The 16,314-nt window shown below is 58.0% G+C and carries 17 protein-coding genes and 1 pseudogene; 15 read left to right on the top strand and 3 right to left on the bottom strand.

Going from position 1 to position 16,314, the window contains the following annotated elements; translation table 11 throughout:
• The first annotated feature begins 197 nt into the window (after positions 1-197).
• The 3 genes from ACWGXE_RS03640 (at position 198) to ACWGXE_RS03630 (ending at position 1,538) form a co-directional block, all read left to right on the top strand.
• Positions 198-482: a hypothetical protein gene (locus ACWGXE_RS03640; RefSeq protein WP_447601398.1), complete on the top strand. Its 285-nt coding sequence runs from the start codon at positions 198-200 to the stop codon at positions 480-482.
• A 30-nt stretch (positions 483-512) separates the two neighbouring features.
• Positions 513-938, top strand: coding sequence for a hypothetical protein (locus tag ACWGXE_RS03635; protein ID WP_447601397.1), 426 nt, complete (start codon positions 513-515; stop codon positions 936-938).
• A 420-nt stretch (positions 939-1,358) separates the two neighbouring features.
• A complete protein-coding gene (locus ACWGXE_RS03630; RefSeq protein WP_447601396.1) occupies positions 1,359-1,538 on the top strand; it encodes a CBS domain-containing protein in 180 nt (59 codons plus the stop codon).
• Positions 1,539-2,028: 490 nt separating this feature from the next.
• Here the strand turns inward: ACWGXE_RS03630 and ACWGXE_RS03625 are convergent, their stop codons facing one another.
• A complete protein-coding gene (locus ACWGXE_RS03625) occupies positions 2,029-2,427 on the bottom strand; it encodes a hypothetical protein (RefSeq protein WP_447601395.1) in 399 nt (132 codons plus the stop codon).
• Positions 2,428-2,677: 250 nt separating this feature from the next.
• Positions 2,678-3,886 carry a methionine adenosyltransferase gene (locus tag ACWGXE_RS03620; protein WP_447601394.1) on the bottom strand — a complete coding sequence of 403 codons (1,209 nt, stop codon included), beginning with the start codon at positions 3,884-3,886 and terminating at the stop codon, positions 2,678-2,680.
• Between the two features lie 247 nt (positions 3,887-4,133).
• Between ACWGXE_RS03620 and ACWGXE_RS03615 the strand changes: the two genes are divergently transcribed.
• The gene (locus ACWGXE_RS03615; protein ID WP_447601392.1) at positions 4,134-4,874 is read left to right on the top strand and encodes a protein-L-isoaspartate(D-aspartate) O-methyltransferase; all 741 of its coding nucleotides are present in this window, start codon (positions 4,134-4,136) and stop codon (positions 4,872-4,874) included.
• A 24-nt stretch (positions 4,875-4,898) separates the two neighbouring features.
• The gene (locus tag ACWGXE_RS03610) at positions 4,899-5,618 is read left to right on the top strand and encodes an MlaC/ttg2D family ABC transporter substrate-binding protein (protein ID WP_447601391.1); all 720 of its coding nucleotides are present in this window, start codon (positions 4,899-4,901) and stop codon (positions 5,616-5,618) included.
• A gap of 274 nt (positions 5,619-5,892) precedes the next feature.
• Here the strand turns inward: ACWGXE_RS03610 and rtcA are convergent, their stop codons facing one another.
• A complete protein-coding gene (gene rtcA / locus ACWGXE_RS03605) occupies positions 5,893-6,951 on the bottom strand; it encodes an RNA 3'-terminal phosphate cyclase (RefSeq protein ID WP_447601389.1) in 1,059 nt (352 codons plus the stop codon).
• A gap of 425 nt (positions 6,952-7,376) precedes the next feature.
• Between rtcA and acsA the strand changes: the two genes are divergently transcribed.
• The 10 genes and pseudogenes from acsA (at position 7,377) to ACWGXE_RS03555 (ending at position 16,311) form a co-directional block, all read left to right on the top strand.
• A complete protein-coding gene (gene acsA / locus ACWGXE_RS03600) occupies positions 7,377-9,137 on the top strand; it encodes an acetate--CoA ligase (RefSeq protein ID WP_447601388.1) in 1,761 nt (586 codons plus the stop codon).
• 24 nt (positions 9,138-9,161) lie between these two features.
• Complete coding sequence (gene pdhA, locus ACWGXE_RS03595; RefSeq protein ID WP_447601386.1) at positions 9,162-10,169, top strand: pyruvate dehydrogenase (acetyl-transferring) E1 component subunit alpha; 1,008 nt, start codon at positions 9,162-9,164, stop codon at positions 10,167-10,169.
• A gap of 73 nt (positions 10,170-10,242) precedes the next feature.
• The gene (locus ACWGXE_RS03590; RefSeq protein ID WP_447601384.1) at positions 10,243-11,223 is read left to right on the top strand and encodes an alpha-ketoacid dehydrogenase subunit beta; all 981 of its coding nucleotides are present in this window, start codon (positions 10,243-10,245) and stop codon (positions 11,221-11,223) included.
• 132 nt (positions 11,224-11,355) lie between these two features.
• A pseudogene (locus ACWGXE_RS03585) lies at positions 11,356-11,823 on the top strand (pyruvate kinase); the annotation flags it as partial.
• Entirely contained in the window at positions 11,816-13,000 is a 1,185-nt protein-coding gene (locus tag ACWGXE_RS03580; RefSeq protein ID WP_447601382.1) for a dihydrolipoamide acetyltransferase family protein, read from the top strand. The pseudogene ACWGXE_RS03585 and the gene ACWGXE_RS03580, both read left to right, overlap by 8 nt.
• Positions 12,997-13,530, top strand: coding sequence for a hypothetical protein (locus tag ACWGXE_RS03575; RefSeq protein ID WP_447601381.1), 534 nt, complete (start codon positions 12,997-12,999; stop codon positions 13,528-13,530). The genes ACWGXE_RS03580 and ACWGXE_RS03575 overlap by 4 nt, the downstream gene beginning before the upstream one ends.
• A gap of 70 nt (positions 13,531-13,600) precedes the next feature.
• Positions 13,601-13,855: an acyl carrier protein gene (locus ACWGXE_RS03570; protein WP_447601379.1), complete on the top strand. Its 255-nt coding sequence runs from the start codon at positions 13,601-13,603 to the stop codon at positions 13,853-13,855.
• A gap of 22 nt (positions 13,856-13,877) precedes the next feature.
• Positions 13,878-14,534, top strand: coding sequence for a nucleotidyltransferase domain-containing protein (locus tag ACWGXE_RS03565; protein WP_447601378.1), 657 nt, complete (start codon positions 13,878-13,880; stop codon positions 14,532-14,534).
• A 422-nt stretch (positions 14,535-14,956) separates the two neighbouring features.
• A complete protein-coding gene (locus ACWGXE_RS03560) occupies positions 14,957-15,430 on the top strand; it encodes an Hsp20/alpha crystallin family protein (RefSeq protein ID WP_447601376.1) in 474 nt (157 codons plus the stop codon).
• A 179-nt stretch (positions 15,431-15,609) separates the two neighbouring features.
• Positions 15,610-16,311, top strand: coding sequence for a phosphoribosyltransferase (locus ACWGXE_RS03555; protein ID WP_447601374.1), 702 nt, complete (start codon positions 15,610-15,612; stop codon positions 16,309-16,311).
• Positions 16,312-16,314 lie beyond the last annotated feature (3 nt).

The following is a 16,314-nucleotide window of genomic DNA, read 5'->3' as shown; positions in this document are numbered from 1 at the left end:
ATTTTTGGCCGCGCCGGCCCGCCTTCAGAAGCTCGACATGCCGCAATCACAAGGACTTAGGCGACCGCGCCTCTTGCCAATCCGCTTGTTTGATCGGCATCGCGATTGCAGAATGCTATCGCAGGTTGCTCGACATCGAATCAGAGAAGGACAGCGATTAGGTAATTATCCCTTTAGCATGGCAAGGAGGCTCTTCAATGGATATAGTCGGACTTGGAACCGTCGCGACGTTCTTCTCCATGTTGTTCATCAGTACATTTGCCGTCCAAGCACAATCTCCTCCTTCGGAGGAAGCCTGCACAGAATGCCCGGCGTCCGGTAATGACGCGAAGGTCTCACTTTCCTGGGATGTCGAGAAACAACGACTTTCCATCGAAGCCTGTGATCAAAAATCCTTTGTCGGCGCGCGCTGTCACGAGGCCTGCATCCATTCCTTGCGTTCGGCATATCCCAAGGTCCTTCCCAGCACAGTGATCGGATAGCTCGAGAACAGAACCAAGGAGCATGGAACCATGACGCGAAGCAAGACCGCCTTCTTGATCGTCTGCTTTCTGATGGTGATCGGACATGTGCCGCCTGCACCTGCGGCCACGCCGTTAACGATTACGATGAAGGTTACGGCACAGGGCCTGCTCGCGTCAGGTGTCGTGATGGAAGAGAAACGAATGACCATTCCGCGGGGCACGCGGGTTCGCCTTGTGCTGAATTACGCCGATGCCAATCATAACGCCCACAAATTTACCTTGACTGCAAAGGACACCGAGATCACCTCACCGGTCATGGATGGTGAAACCAGAAAGACAGCCACAATTGAATTTACGGCGGGAGACCGGGGACAGGAATTCTATCGGTTATCGTGCGAGCTACCCTGCATCGCCATGGACGAGCTGGTCGACTACCTCATCATGGTCGCCCCCTCCAAAGCCGCCGCGCTGTAACAGCGCAACACCCGCAGCCGGATGTGGTGCATATATCTACAGCGCGACGTCTTCATGTACAGGAGGGCTTTGCCTGCCTACTGAGCACCCCCCCATGCGGTCACCGGGCATCCGCCATGCTTAAACTGTCTATTGATGGATCAAAGGCAACTGATCTTAGCCCGCATTATTCATGACGGTTCGTCGCGACTCTGGAAGAGGCGCGCCAACGCCTGTGATCCGAAAACGTTAGTCGTACGCCAAATGATCAGGATGCCTCATTAAGGTCGATCCGAAGGCGAGCGCGAGCTCTTGAGCGAGCACAATTTCGGAAGCGTATGGAAGCAGACGGCACACTACGCGGGCTGGTGACGGAATTCGATCTCCTGAAAACTGTCGAGCAGGGCAGAGATCTCCGCGAAGTGCGTGGCAATGGAGATCATGACTCGTGAGGTCGTTACCACTACAGAGAATACGCCCCTTATGGACCTGATTCACCTACTTCAGGAGCGCCACCTGATCAGAGTATCGGTCGTGAGGGGAAGCAAACCCATCGGCATCGTCGCGCGGCGAGATGTGATTTTTGGCTATGTGAAAGCCCGCGCGACATATTGGCCGTGAGGGAAGCGCCAAGGACGACGGGTTGAGGAAGGCCGGCGACTATGTCGTTCTGTCTGCGCGCTGCAGATTGTCGACGATGCCTCCACACTCAAGACACCGAAATCGGGAAGGCTCATCCTTATCTTCCGACCGGATCCGCTCGATAAGTCGTTGGTGGAAACAGGCGGATGTGGGCGCAGCGGTCGTCTTGGGTTCGAGCTGAGGAGTCTGCATGGAGTACCTCCCAGAATCCCGGTGGACGATCAACCAGGGTTGTTTCTTAGCGAGATCGGCCAAAACGATAGCAAATCCGCGGAGGTTTTGCACTAAGGACTTTTCGCAGCCCCTACAGTAATCCAGGCGACACAACCAATGGGTCCCACAACAGCCACAACACCTATATGAAGGTGTCCGATGTTCTTACTCTGTCAATCGAAGCAGGACGAGTTTGCCTTCAGGCGAACGCGACCTTCTGCTTGCCCTGCTGAGGTTCGACCATAGATTTCACCGTTCACGATTCTCGCGGAGCAGTCCGGCGCTGAGATTCCTTTAAGGCCGCTGTGACCACTCCCTTCTTATGGAGACGTTCTGCCGCCGCCACCTTTCGTTCTAAGGAGTTCGATGCCGGCCTTCTTGAAGCTTCAGTTTCTCGCTGCGATTCCACCAAGGCGTCGGTGATGGCCAGCTTTTTTCTTCCGCGCTTGGCAGCCTCGACCGCTCGACCCAAGGCGGGTGGGATGCGCAGGGCGGACTCAGCCGCACCCCGGCGTTGCGACTGATCCATCGCCGCCGTAATGGCGTCTTTTTTGTGTTGGCGCCTCACCGCAGAAGCCTTCCGACCTAATGGGCTGGAGACCACGCGGCTCTCTTCGCCTTCGCGAGTCTTCGACATGTTCTTCCGTGTGTTCATTGGATTCTCCTATGTACGCGCGTCATGGATTCCGGAGCCGCCGCTCAATTCCGGCCGATGTGTTTCCCGTCAGGGGATATCAGGTCCCACCCAATACTTAGTCGGCACGAGAGCATTCACAATTGTCATTATATCAAGATAAGTTACGGCGATGCTGCCGGCCGTCTTCTCTCTGTCAATCGATGACCCTTCGGCCTATGGTGTAAACATCCAACTGCCCGAGTACTCGGCGTCTTCGCCCCGACTTTCATCAGCAAACCGAATAGACGCCACGAGCCAGAGCTTGGCAAAAGGGTTTGATCGATCGCAACGTCCGGCGCACTTCAGTGCGGATCGCTCCCTCGACCGACGAGAGTGAAATGTGCTCAGGCAGAAAGACCTCGATCACGATCGAATGCGGCTGCGACACAGGCTCGCCGATCCGGCTCGTCAACCACACGGTGACTTCCCTGAGCCCTTTGATCTTGTGATGCAACTGCTCAGCCATGATCTGAGCCAACACATTGTAGATTTTCCCCACATGCGCCATCGGATTCTTTCCCGCCGCCGCTTCTCCACTGGCCGGCCGTTGCAGCGAAATCACCCCGGAGACGCGATTGCCCCTGCCCACCTGGCCGGAATCGCCCGACTCAGCAGAAGTGCCGAGAAGGGTCAGGTACACGCCGTCGATGCCCGCACCCGGGCTATCCAGCCTATTCAAGCCGACTCGTACGGATAAGTCCTTGCCCGCCTTCTGCCGCACGAAGCGCTGCAGGCGATCGGCAATGCCGGCCTTTCGCGAAAAATACTCCGATTCACGGCGAATCCGCGAAGCCAGGAGCGGCATCGCGACCGTCATATCAACCTCACTGCCCCTTCGCACGGCAAGCACTTTGACATCTTGTCCGGTATCGGGCCATTCTTTCTTGAAGGAAGGGCTGTTGAGATACTGCTCGGTCTGAAACACCAGCCGCTCCGTCGGAGTCAGCGGCGCGTATCCGACGACGGCGGAAGTATCGTTCGCGACCGGTTCCCCCGCCCGCTCGGCCACCGAACGCAACTCGGGAGACGCAGGTTTCAACTCCACCTGGCAGATCACGTCCTTGACCGGTTTCACGAGCGGCAGATGGCTTCGAAACCACCGGTAGGCGGCTCGCTCGACGATTTCAGCCACGAGGATCGGTTTGTTAGCCCATTCAAACGTAGCGCGGTCTCCCATCACCAGCCTCATCGGACTGATCACGGATCCACCGCCAAACCGGCACGCCGCCTGCCCCGCCACCAGCAACGCCTTGTCTGCATTGAAATGCAGCACGTGGCGAAACGCCTTGAGATAGGCCTGCGATAATTCCACGGCAACCTGCTCCATCACGGCGTCGCAAATGGTATCAGGGTGGCCCAGCCCTTTCCGTTCGACAATTTCGATCGCCTGGTCGGCCAGCGGCTGCCGTGAAGATTGCATGATAATGGGTTCATTCATCGAGTTCTTTTCTCCCGTGTGAAGATGCACGGTGAAATACCATTCCCAGTTCCTATTGTAGTGAAAGCCGACGCCTTGAAAAACTGCTACGAGCGAGGCTCATACCTGTTGCACGTAGAATGCCAGAGCGGCCTCCTCCTTGCTTCTCACGAAGACAGCGGAGAGGCTCGCTCACTCACAATCTTGGCGGCATGGATGTTAATGTAAAGAGTAGACCGACGACGGAGCGCGGTGAGAGAGGACCATCTTGACTCTCTTTTCGATTGCCATCCTTATGGTGATGCTCATGAATGGCTGCGATGACCGTGACAAAGGATTGTTGCATTCCTCGCCGGACCACGACAGGCGATCGGAACGAAACAGGATGGTGGAGGAGCAGATCATTTCTGGCGGCGTCAGAGACACCAATGTCATCGCGGCTATGCGTCTCGTTCCCCGCCATCGCTTTGTTCCCGCCGCCTATTCCGGGGACGCGTACGCGGACAGCGCCCTCTCCATCGGCCACGGGCAAACCATCAGTCAGCCGGTCCTGGTCGCCTCCATGACGGAATCATTGCAGTTAACGGGCAAGGAAAAGGTCTTGGAGATCGGTACGGGATCAGGCTACCAGGCCGCCATTCTCGCTGAGATCGTGCCCAAGGTCTACACGATCGAGATCGTAGAGCCGTTGGCCAACCGAGCCGCCGCAACCCTGGCAGATCTTGGGTACGACAATGTCGTCATTCGCACGGGGGATGGATACAACGGGTGGCCGGAGGAAGCCCCCTTTGATGCCATCATCGTTACTGCCGCGCCGGACCATGTGCCCCAACCGCTGCTGGACCAACTCGCAATCGGAGGACGAATGATTCTGCCGGTGGGCACGTCCGTTCAAAGTCTGGTTCTTTATCGCCGCACTAAGACGGGTTATGAACGCCGCACGTTGGAATTGGTACGATTCGTGCCCCTTATTCATGAGGACACATCCAATCCAAAGGAACACCCTTGAGCGGCGGGAAACGGAGGCCTCACCATGCTTGACTCTATCTTTCTGGCAGGTCGAATTTCTTCAGGCCGGCGGTTCACCACTGGACCACACACAGACTATCATCGTAAACCCTATCATCTTCGGCTCCTCGTGGGTTCCGCGGCGCTTCTCTGGGTCGGGTTGACATGGATATTCGCCTGCCCGGCATCCGCGCAGACGGAATCTCCGACGGAGGCGGTCCGCGGCACGATTACACAGGTTATCCACACGCTTGAGGACAAGCAACTCAAGCAGCCAAGCCAACGCCAGGCGCGGCGAAAACTGCTTGAAACGATCATCGCGGATCGGTTCGATTATGCAGAGATGTCAAAGCGCTCGCTCGCCTCCCAATGGGCCTCTCTCACCGCGGAGCAGCGGGACGAATTCGTGGACTTATTCAAAGCCTTCCTCTCGGATCGTTATGCGGCCAGGATTGAAGACTATGCCGGAGAACAGGTCCACTATCTCAGCGAGCGAATCGAAGGACAGTACGCGGAGGTCCGAACCAAACTGACATCGAAGAAAGTCGATGTGCCGATGGACTACCGGCTGATCAAGAAATCAGACAAATGGTATGCTTACGATATCATTATCGACGGCGTGAGCCTAGTGAAGAACTACCGGAGCCAGTTCAGCAACGTCATGCACACCTCATCCTATGCGGAACTCGTTCACCGCCTGCAAGAACGGTCTCTCAGCAACGATCAGGAAAAGAGCGGGAAATAGCAGCAGGCCGGACGTCTCTTGAAGCTAAAGCAGAAGAGCAAGCGGCACCAACTTTCCGGATAAAGAGAATCGGCGCCTCGCACATGGTAAGAACCGAACGGCATGAGTTGACATGCGGATCAAAAGCCTTATCTAAGAAGCGAGAGCGGAGACCTCGGTGAGAGGAACACTTCAAGACATCGAGGTCAAGCGCAGAGGTGGTGAGCAGGCCCGCCGAGTCGAGCGGGAAGCCTAAAGTCTCTCCAATCCGCAAGTCCCTTCGGTTACCGTCGGGTTATTCCTGCCCCTGCATCTCGTTTCGATAGCCCACGCCGTCGATGGTAAGCATGCGACCGTCGATCGTGACCTCGGCGCCAAGAAAGAGTTTCGCCAGCCAGGCGCAAGTCATGAGATGATCGGTGACGTCCGGAATGCGAAACCGGCTTCGCCCCTCGGCCAGCGCCGCAAAGGGCACAATCTGGTCCGTTGCAAACCGATCGAGCGTGGCGCCGCTGTCCCAATCAGCCAGAAGCTGCTTGGCAACATGCCGGCCGATCGATTCAGCCGATCGCCGCACCGCACCGGCCCTGTCTGCGCCAAGCCTGACCCCTTCGTCAGAATCCGCAAACAAGGCAAACGCGGCTCCCGGCTGGAGAGACTCGCGGTCGTGGCGAATCTCGACCTCGGCTCGATAGCCGCGCTCGCCGAGGACCTTTTGAGCCGCCTCCCGCATTCGTTCGCTGACACGGCGTTGTTCGAGATGAGAGGAAAGCGCCACGCCCCAGATACGGCGTAATTCGCCCCGCCGATCCAATTGCTGGGCGCGCAATGGTCCTCGCAGGGGTTGAACCGAGAGAGAAAACGATCCTTCGCCCTTCGGCACATAGCCGGGACGGTTCATCGACAGATCGACCTTCAATCCCATGCGCCTCAGCAGCGGGACCAGGACCGATTCGACATGGAAAAGCGAGGGAGCGAAATCCTGGAAGAGTCCGCCGTGAAGTTCAATATGAATGGGCGCCGAGGCGAACGCGAGCACCGGCAGGAGCGCGATACCAAGCATCGTCGTCGACCCGGCCGTGCCGATGTCCCAGACATAGCGGCGGCCGGTTTTCATTGTGCCGGGCTTGAACCAGAATTCCCGCGACCCCGGCGCCAGACCTTCGGCCGTTCCATTCACCAGATCACGAACGGCTTCCACTACACGGATATGCTGATGTCTCAATCCAGGCTGGGGCCGTCGGACGCGCGCATTGGTCACATGGATGGGACGGCCCGTGAGCGCAGCAAATGCGACGGCCTGCCTGACAATCGTGCCGCTTCCGGAATGCAGCGATCCGTCGATTTGAAGCATAGCGTCCGCGTGGTGTGTGGGATCTCCTTTATGCGCTGCCCATCGTCCGTCTCAACAAGGGAACGTAACACCGCGAGTGACCGTGTATTGAGCACATCGTCTTTCTCCAGCCATCCTCGCCGCGCCTGTCCGAGTCCATACCATGTTCGCAAAATCGAGCACCATATGAACCTCAGTGTTGAGGATTTGCAGCCGCCTCTTGTTATCGTTCATGAGAGTCTGTGGCGAAAGAAAGGATTCATTCTCCGGCGTGGCGCGAAAATCCCCTCGTCCTGCCTCCCCTCTGTCGAGTTCTGCCACAGCCGATACCTGCCATGCCTGGCGACGTTCCTTGTAGAATTGCCTCGTTCTGAATAGGCTTCACCTCTCAATTCCAGCCCGGCCTATGGTCCATGCCTTGCACCCACTGTCTGGAGGAACCTGCCATGCCCTGGCCGCCGATCATCAAATCTCGACGAGATTGGGACACGATCCCGAATCTCCATGATTATGCAGCCGTCCGTGCCCGCTTCTCGTGGGATGAGGCGCGAAAAGACTTGGATGGGCTACCCAATGGACAGGGCTTGAACATCGGGCATGAAGCGGTGGATCGCCATGCAAATGGCCCAAAGGGCCAACAGCTCGCCATACGCTGGCTAGGAAAAAATGGGAGGATCGAAGATTACACCTACCAGCGGTTACGCGAGCTGACTAACCGCTTTGCGAATATGTTGGACGGCCTCGGCGTGACGAAGGGCGACCGCGTATTCATGCTCGCGGGGCGCATTCCCGAACTGTATGTGTCCGCTTTGGGCACCCTGAAGAACAGAAGTGTGTTCTGCCCGCTCTTCTCCGCATTCGGACCGGAACCCATTCGTTCGCGCTTGACAATCGGACAGGCGAAGGTCCTGATCACCACCGAGACTCTTTATCAACGCAAGATCGCCGGAATCCGTGCTTCGCTGCCGGATCTTAAACAGGTGTTGCTGATCAGTGATACAGGCCGCCGCACTTCCATCGCTGGGACGCTCGACTACGATGAAGGGATGGATCACGCCAGCCCGCGCTATTCCATTGCCGCCACCAATCCAGAAGACATGGCGCTTCTGCATTTCACCAGCGGAACGACCGGTACCCCTAAGGGCGCCGTTCATGTTCATGAGGCAGTGGTGGCCCACCACGCCACCGGCAAACTGGCCCTCGACTTTCACAAAGACGATATCTTTTGGTGTACGGCCGACCCTGGCTGGGTAACCGGAACATCCTACGGCATTATGGCCCCGCTCACGAACGGTATCACCAGTATCGTCGATGAAGCGGAATTTGACGCGGAGCGCTGGTATCGAATTCTGCAGGACCAGCGGATCACTGTCTGGTACACCGCCCCGACCGCCATTCGGATGATGATGAAGATCGGGGCTGACCCGGTGAAGAAATACGATTTACGCCAGCTTCGTTTCCTCGCCAGCGTGGGAGAACCCTTGAATTCGGAAGCGGTCGTGTGGAGCCAGGGAGTTTTCGGGCGTCCGTTTCACGATAACTGGTGGCAGACTGAAACCGGGGGCATCATGATCGCGAATTATGCTGCGATGGATGTTCGTCCCGGCTCCATGGGCCGGCCCCTCCCCGGCATTGAAGCGGGAATCGTCAAGAAGACTGAGAGCGGGGAAATTGAAGAAATCCGCGAGCCCGGCGTACAAGGCGAGTTGGCCTTGAAGCCCGGTTGGCCCTCGATGTTCCGCGGTTACTGGAACGAGCCGGAGCGGTACAAGAAGTGCTTTATCAGCGGCTGGTACCTCACAGGCGATCTGGCAAAACGAGATCAGGACGGCTACTACTGGTTCGTGGGACGAGCCGACGACGTTATTAAAACGTCCGGACACCTCATCGGCCCGTTCGAAGTGGAAAACGTGTTGATCGAGCACAAGGCCGTGGCGGAGGCCGGGGTCATCGGCAAACCGGATCCGGTGGCCATGGAAGTCGTCAAGGCGTTTGTGTCGCTCAAGGACGGATTTCAGCCCGGTGAGGCGCTCAAACGGGAGCTCCTGGGTTTTGCTCGGTCACGCCTCGGTGCGGTCGTGGCCCCGAAAGAAATCGAGTTCTTGCCTTCGCTCCCCAAGACGCGAAGCGGTAAAATCATGCGCCGCTTGCTGAAAGCGCGAGAACTGGGTCTACCGGAAGGGGACACCTCGACGTTGGAGGCGTAAACGGTCAGGCGGAGAAGTACGCGCATGACGGGTCAAGGCGAATTCGATCGCGTTCACGTCACTCGAGACCGAGGCCTGGAACTGCTGCGGCAGATGCTTCGGATCCGTCGATTTGAGGAGAAATGCGCTGAGTTGTATCAGCACGGAAAGATCCGTGGGTTTCTTCATTTGTATATCGGCGAGGAGGCGGTCGCGGTCGGCTCCATTCCGTTTCTCGGTCCGGAAGATGCCATCGTCGCCACCTATCGGGAGCATGGCCATGCCCTCGTCCGCGGCACCCCCATGGGCACGCTCATGGCGGAACTGTACGGAAAGGCGAACGGCTGCGCGCGAGGTCGCGGAGGATCGATGCACTTCTTCGACGCCTCGCGCCGGTTTTTCGGTGGCCTGGCCATCGTGGCCGGCGGCTTGCCGGTGGCTGTGGGGCTGGCCCTGGCCGACAAGATGCAACAACGCTCTCGGGTGACCGCCTGCTATTTCGGCGACGGAGCGGTGGCCGAAGGAGAATTCCACGAATCATTGAATCTCGCCGCGCTATGGTCCTTGCCCGTTGTCTTTCTTTGCGAAAACAACCTCTATGCGATGGGGACGGCGCTCGCGCGCCATCAATCGCAGACTGACATCGCCTACAAGGGCCACGCTTATGGCGTCCGCTCCGAGGCGGTGGACGGCATGGACGTCCTGGCCGTGGCAGCCGCCACGGAGCGGGCCGTCAACTCAGCGAGACAAGGCCGGGGACCCTATCTGCTCGAATGTCTGACATACCGTTTCCGCGCCCATTCGATGTATGACGCGGAGCTCTACCGATCTAAAGATGAAGTGGCCCGCTGGAAAGAGCGCGATCCGATCGCGACGTTCCAACAGACCCTTCGCATAGCGGGGCTCCTGTCAGACCCTGATGTGGCAAAGGTGGAAACTGATATCACCACGGAACTCGATGAGGCCGTGGCCTACGCCGAGGCGGGCCCTTGGGAGGCGGTCGAAGACCTGACAAAAGACGTATACACGGAAACGCCGAGGCGTGAGTCGTGAGGTCTCAGGTGGAAAACGACGAATAAAACCCAACACAGTAATTCACAACTCAGAATTCAGAACTGATATCGGCATGGACAAGGTGACGTATAGAGAAGCGGTGCGCGCGGGGCTACACGAGGCGCTTGAACACGATCCGCGTGTATTCCTGATGGGAGAAGATGTGGGCAAGTACGGAGGCACCTATGCCTGCAGCAAAGGTTTTCTCGATCAATTCGGCCCCGAGCGCATCAGGGACACGCCGCTTTCCGAGAGCACGTTTGTCGGAGCGGGCATCGGCGCCGCCTTGGGCGGGATGCGGCCGATTGTCGAGATCATGACGGTGAATTTCAGCCTGCTCGCGCTCGATCAGATCGTCAACAATGCGGCCACTCTCCGGCACATGTCGGGAGGCCAGTTCAGCATCCCATTGGTGGTGCGGATGGCCACCGGCGCAGGACGTCAGGTCGCCGCCCAACATTCTCACAGCCTCGAAGGCTGGTACGCTCATATTCCAGGGATCAAAGTCTTGACCCCTGCCACGGTGACCGACGCGCGAGGGATGGTGCTGGCAGCGGTTCGAGAGCCGGACCCGGTCTTTATTTTCGAGCATGCCTATCTCTATCCGCTGGAAGGCGAACTGGAGGAAGGGCCTCCGGCAGTCGATATTTCCCGGGCCGCCGTTCGTCGGACGGGAACCGACATCAGTCTCATCACGTTCGGTGGCTGTCTGTGGAAAACACTTGACGCTGCAGCCCAATTGGCGCGGGAAGGCATCGAGGCGGAGGTGATCGATCTTCGCGTGCTGCGGCCGCTCGATAATGACACGGTCCTTGCCTCGGTGCGCAAGACCCATCGCGCCCTGATCATCGATGAGGCTTGGCGGACCGGAAGCTTCGCCGCGGAGATCAGCGCCCAGATCGTCGAAGGAGCGTTCTACGATCTCGATAGCCCCGTCGGACGGCTGTGCAGCGCCGAGGTCCCCATTCCCTATGCCAAGCATCTCGAGGAGGCGGCGCTTCCACAAGTCAGCACAATCGTGCAGACTGTTACTCAACTGCTTCGGGCTACATGATGCATCCGGCAGCGAATCAGATGACGGACATGACCCCCGTCTCCACAACCAAAAAGACGCAAACCGGTTCTCTCAAGCAGAGGGTCACCCGCCTGTTCCAGACGGTTCAACGCAAGGCGGCGCAGAGGCGGGGAGGCCATTCACCGGCTGGCCCAATTATTATTGGCGGGATTGCAATTACCGAAGTTCGGCGTGATGATTGCGCGCGGCGATCTGGCGGTGGAAGTGGGATTCGAGCACCTGGCGTTGGTGCAGGAAAATATTCTCTGTCTCTGCGAGGCGGCCCACGTGCCGGTCATCTGGGCTACTCAGGTCTTGGAGGGCCTCGCTAAGAGCGGGGTGCCCGCTCGGGCTGAGATCACCGATGCCGCGACCGGACAACGGGCCGAGTGCGTGATGTTGAATAAGGGAAGGTTCGTTCTCGACGCGGTGAGGATCTTGGCGGATCTGCTGGGCTCGCGAGAACGCCAGCGAATCAATAAACGCCAGGTCTTCCGCGACATCACGGCACAGCACGGCATCTTTGATACCGCGAGCGGAAACCTTCCCTGCAAGAAAACATCGGCCACGGAGGAGGAACGGAGAGCTTTACATGACTGAATTCGTGATGCCGACGCTCGGCGCCGACATGACCAAAGGCACCCTGATCGCCTGGCGGAAACGAGAAGGCGACCATGTCGCCAAGGGAGAAATCATCGCCGAGGTCGATACCGAAAAGGCCGCAATCGAGATTGAATCCTTCACCAGCGGGATCATTGAGCGGTTCTTGATCAGCCCCGGCGATACGGTTAGGGTCGGTGCCGTGATGGCGGTCATCCAGGCCGAGGGAGAGCCGGTCTCGATTGCCTCGGCTGCATCGATGCCGGCCCCGACGGATGCGAGCCGGGCCGACCAGGCGGCGGCGTCCCCGCCCTTGTTTTCGGCCGGGGCCGACGTCGTTGAATCGGCTCGCCTTCGTGTTTCACCCGCGGCGAAGAAACGCGCGGCTGAACTGGGATTGGACCTATCCAGTGTGCGGGGAACGGGTCCCGGCGGCGCGATCACATTGGAAGATCTGCCCCGGGCTCGCGCGGTCACAACACCAGCGCCGGCGCCGATCGAAGCCGGCGATCGCCAATCCAGGATGCGCCAGACGATTGCAGCCGCCATGGCCCGATCCAAACGCGAAATTCCCCATTACTACCTCGGCACGACCATCGACATGTATGCGGGCATCGCCTGGCTCAGCGAAGAAAATCGTCGCCGTACGGTGACCGATCGCCTGCTGTACGGCGTACTGCTGATCAAGGCGGTGGCATTGGCATTACGTCAAGTCCCGGAGTTGAATGCCATCTGGAAAGATGGCGAAACAGTGTCTAGCCCAGATGTGCATATCGGCGTGGCGATCTCATTGAGAAACGGGGGCTTGATTGCCCCGGCACTGCACCATGCCGATCAACGCAGCCTGAGCGAGCTCATGGCGGCATTTCAGGACTTGGTGAAACGGGCAAGAGCCGGGACGCTACGCAGCTCGGAGCTCTCCGACCCGACGATTACGGTCACGAGCCTCGGCGACCAGGGAGTGGAAACTGTCTTCGGCGTCATTTATCCCCCTCAGGTCGCTCTCGTCGGTTTCGGGAAAATGGTGGACCGCCCATGGATTGTAGACGGCCGGCTGGCAGCCCGGCCTCTAGTAACCGCTACCTTGTCTGCAGATCATCGTGTGACGGACGGCCACCGCGGAGGGTTGTTTTTGGCCGCGGTTGACCGTCTCCTTCAGGAGCCGAGGCAATTATGAACGTGTTATTGCTCGGTATCATAACCATTTTAGGGTTCACCGGCCTTGTCGCACCGGTGCCGGTGGACGGCATGACGCAGATTCCTCCGGACGCGAAGATCGAGGCGGATCAACAGACCATTCTCGAACTGACCAGTACCTTCGACCGCGCCGAGGAATCGATTCGCTCCCGCGATTTGGATTCGCTGATGGCGCTATACTCCGAGCAATATCGCTATCATGGGCTCAAAAAACCTGATATCCGCAAGATCTGGGAGGAGCTATTCTCTCACTACGACCTCATTTCCAATATCCATATCTTTTCGGCAATCAGAAAAATTGAATTGCAGGGCCAGATGAAAGCCGAGATCACCTGTACCGGCGCTTTATGGGCGACATCGAAGAACACGAAGGATCGGGTCCCCATCGATAGTTGGCACCAGGAGGTACATCATCTCGTGAAGGAAAAAGGAGGATGGCGTATTGTCGGCAGCACGGATGGACAACCTCGCCCAAGGATGTTCGGCATGGCGCCTCATCCGCTCTTTTAGCAGGGTCTTCTTCATTGTCGGTGAAGCCTGAAACGGGCGAGCTGACTTGAGCGCTTCTTGGGAGAGCACGATGAACCCCACGCGCAGCGCGAACGAAATCAGACAAGCCGTTATTCGAATCCTCGGCGACATTGCGCCGGAAGCGGATCTCCAGGCGCTCAAGCCGGAGCTGAGCTTCCGCGATCAGCTCGACATCGATTCGATGGACTTCCTCAACTTCATCATCGCGCTGCATCGGGAACTGGGCATTGAGATCCCCGAAACCGACTATCCGAAATACAGCAGCTTGCAAGGCTGCATCGATCACCTTTCATCGCCCATCTGAGATGCCCGCGTCGATTATCTCCGTGAACCATACGATCCTGCGCGTCCTGGTCGGCTCCCATGCCCACGGTCTGGCCGGGCCGGAGAGCGACAAGGATTTCCGCAGCGTGTTTGCGATGCCCACGATCGAGATGTTCCGGCTCGGCTTCAAATATCAGGGCACCAGGATGATGAAGGAGGAAGCCGACGAGACCTCCTGGGAAGTCGCCCATTTCCTTCAACTGGCGGTTCAGTGCCAGCCGCTCGTACTGGAAACCTTCGTCGCGCCGGTGGAGCTGATGGACGAATGGGGAGAAAAACTGCTGGCCCTCTTTCCTTCGGTCTGGTCGCCGCGAACCGCCTACGATGCGTTCCTGCAGTACGGCGAGAACCAGCGTAAGAAGATGCTTGATAAGAAAGACGGCCGGCCGGCCAAGTATGCCGCCACCTACGTCCGCATCCTTTTTCATCTCTGCGAATTATTGGAACGGGGTACGTTCTGCCTGAATATCGCCGGATCCCCGATTGGGGATATCGTGCGCAGCATCAAAGAAGGACGCTATCGGACGGGCGAAGTGATCGACTGGGGAGAGTACTGGATGGCAGAGGCTGCTCGCCGTCTTACATCCTGCTCGCACAAACCCAATTATGAGGCCCTGGATGAATATTTGGTCGCTCTACGAATGGCATTCCTGAAATGACGATTCCCGCCTTTGTGTCGATATCGATCTCAGAGGGCGACATCTTTCTCACTTACTGCACAAAGGCGGGTGCGAAAGTTTATCCGGGAAACACCTCCTTTCAATCATCGAAATATCCATAGAGCCGTCGAAATCAATGAGGTAATAGGCTACAGGTGCTTTCGCTCATTGTCCCGTTACGCCTCACGGCAGAAGACTTTCGCGGACCTCACCCGCGACTTATCAATGTAAGTTCGCGTGATTTCACGCTTCAGTAACAACCGATTCTTCAAGAAGCATGGCACCGGCGATGCAAAAGTCAGGGGCGCAGAGAAGCCAGACCGGCCGTCCGGTACATGGGCTAACGGCCAAGCACAACGACAATCGATGGTCACGAACCATTATCACTCTCAGCGATTTAGCGAGAAGAAAGGAGCACGGCCATGTCGAACTTGTCACGGTGGGAACCATTTCGCGCCCAGTGGAATCCGTGGAAGGAGCTGCAAGAGGTGGAAAAACGCCTGTCCAGTATGTGGGGACGTCCTCCGGCAAAGGAGGAAGGAGGAAAGGAAGCCATGACGGTAGCTGAGTGGGCGCCGCTGGTCGACATCAGCGAAGACGAGAAAGAGTATCTCATCAAGGCGGAACTCCCCGACGTCAAGAAGGAGAATGTAAAGATCTCCGTGCAAGACGGCGTCGTGTCGATATCGGGCGATCGGAAGTACGAGAAGGAAGAAAAGGGCAAGAAATACCACCGCGTCGAACGTTCTTACGGCAGTTTCATGCGCAGTTTTACCTTGCCTGAAGACGCGGACGAGTCCAAAATCTCGGCTGAATACAAGGATGGGGTACTGCACGTGCATTTGCCCAAGGCAGAGAAACCGAAGCCCAAGTCCATCGAAGTGAAGGTCTCGTAGGACGGAGGGAAGTTAGAAAGGGAGCAAAAAGAATGCCGCGGATTACCCATTGGGCGCCGGAGATCACTCATCATCATTGGTGGCTCATTGCACTGTTGCTTGCTGCCGCCATCTTCGTCATCGGCGTGCGCGCGACCGCCACGATGTGACGTGCTGCGGGCCGATTGAAAGAGAGTCGCATGTTCAGAAATCGCGAGGAGGCAGGGCAGCTTCTCGCAGCGACATTATCTGACTATCGGGACGACCCATCCAGACTGATTCTTGCGTTGCCTCGCGGCGGCGTGGCGGTCGGATATCGTCTGAGCGTGGAGCTTCACGCGCCGCTGGACGTGCTGATTACGCGCAAGATCGGTGCGCCCGGGAATCCGGAGTACGCGCTGGGGGCCCTCAGCGAGACAGGCGCGCTGTTTTGGAATCAGCATGCGGTGGCCTCCTTCTCTTTGACTCAACAAGATCTAGAGCGGGCCGCTCAGGCGGTGAAGGAAGAGATCGCCCGGCGGATCAGCTTATACCGGCAAGGACATCCATTGCGATCCGTCACTGATCGAACGGTCATCCTGGTTGACGATGGGCTCGCCACCGGCGCCACGTTCTTCGCGTCCGTTGCCGCGATCAGACAACTGAAGCCGCGGATGGTCATCGGCGCTATTCCGGTCGGCCCGCCGGATACGATACGAGAAATGACCCATGAGGTAGACAAGCTCGTCGTTTTGCTGACGCCGGAGCCCTTCTACGCGGTGGGCAATTTTTACGAGGATTTCACGCAAGTGGAAGATCGCGACGTCCTTCGTTATCTTCAACTGGCCAATGAAGCGCTCGCGACGAGACAGTCCGGCGGCCTGGACGGCGCCGACAGAGGACCGACTATTCAGTTGGAGTGAGGA

It is taken from the genome of Nitrospira sp. Nam80 (assembly GCF_965152575.1).
Note: the sequence above shows the minus strand (reverse complement) of the source record. Positions and strands in the feature narration are given on the sequence as shown.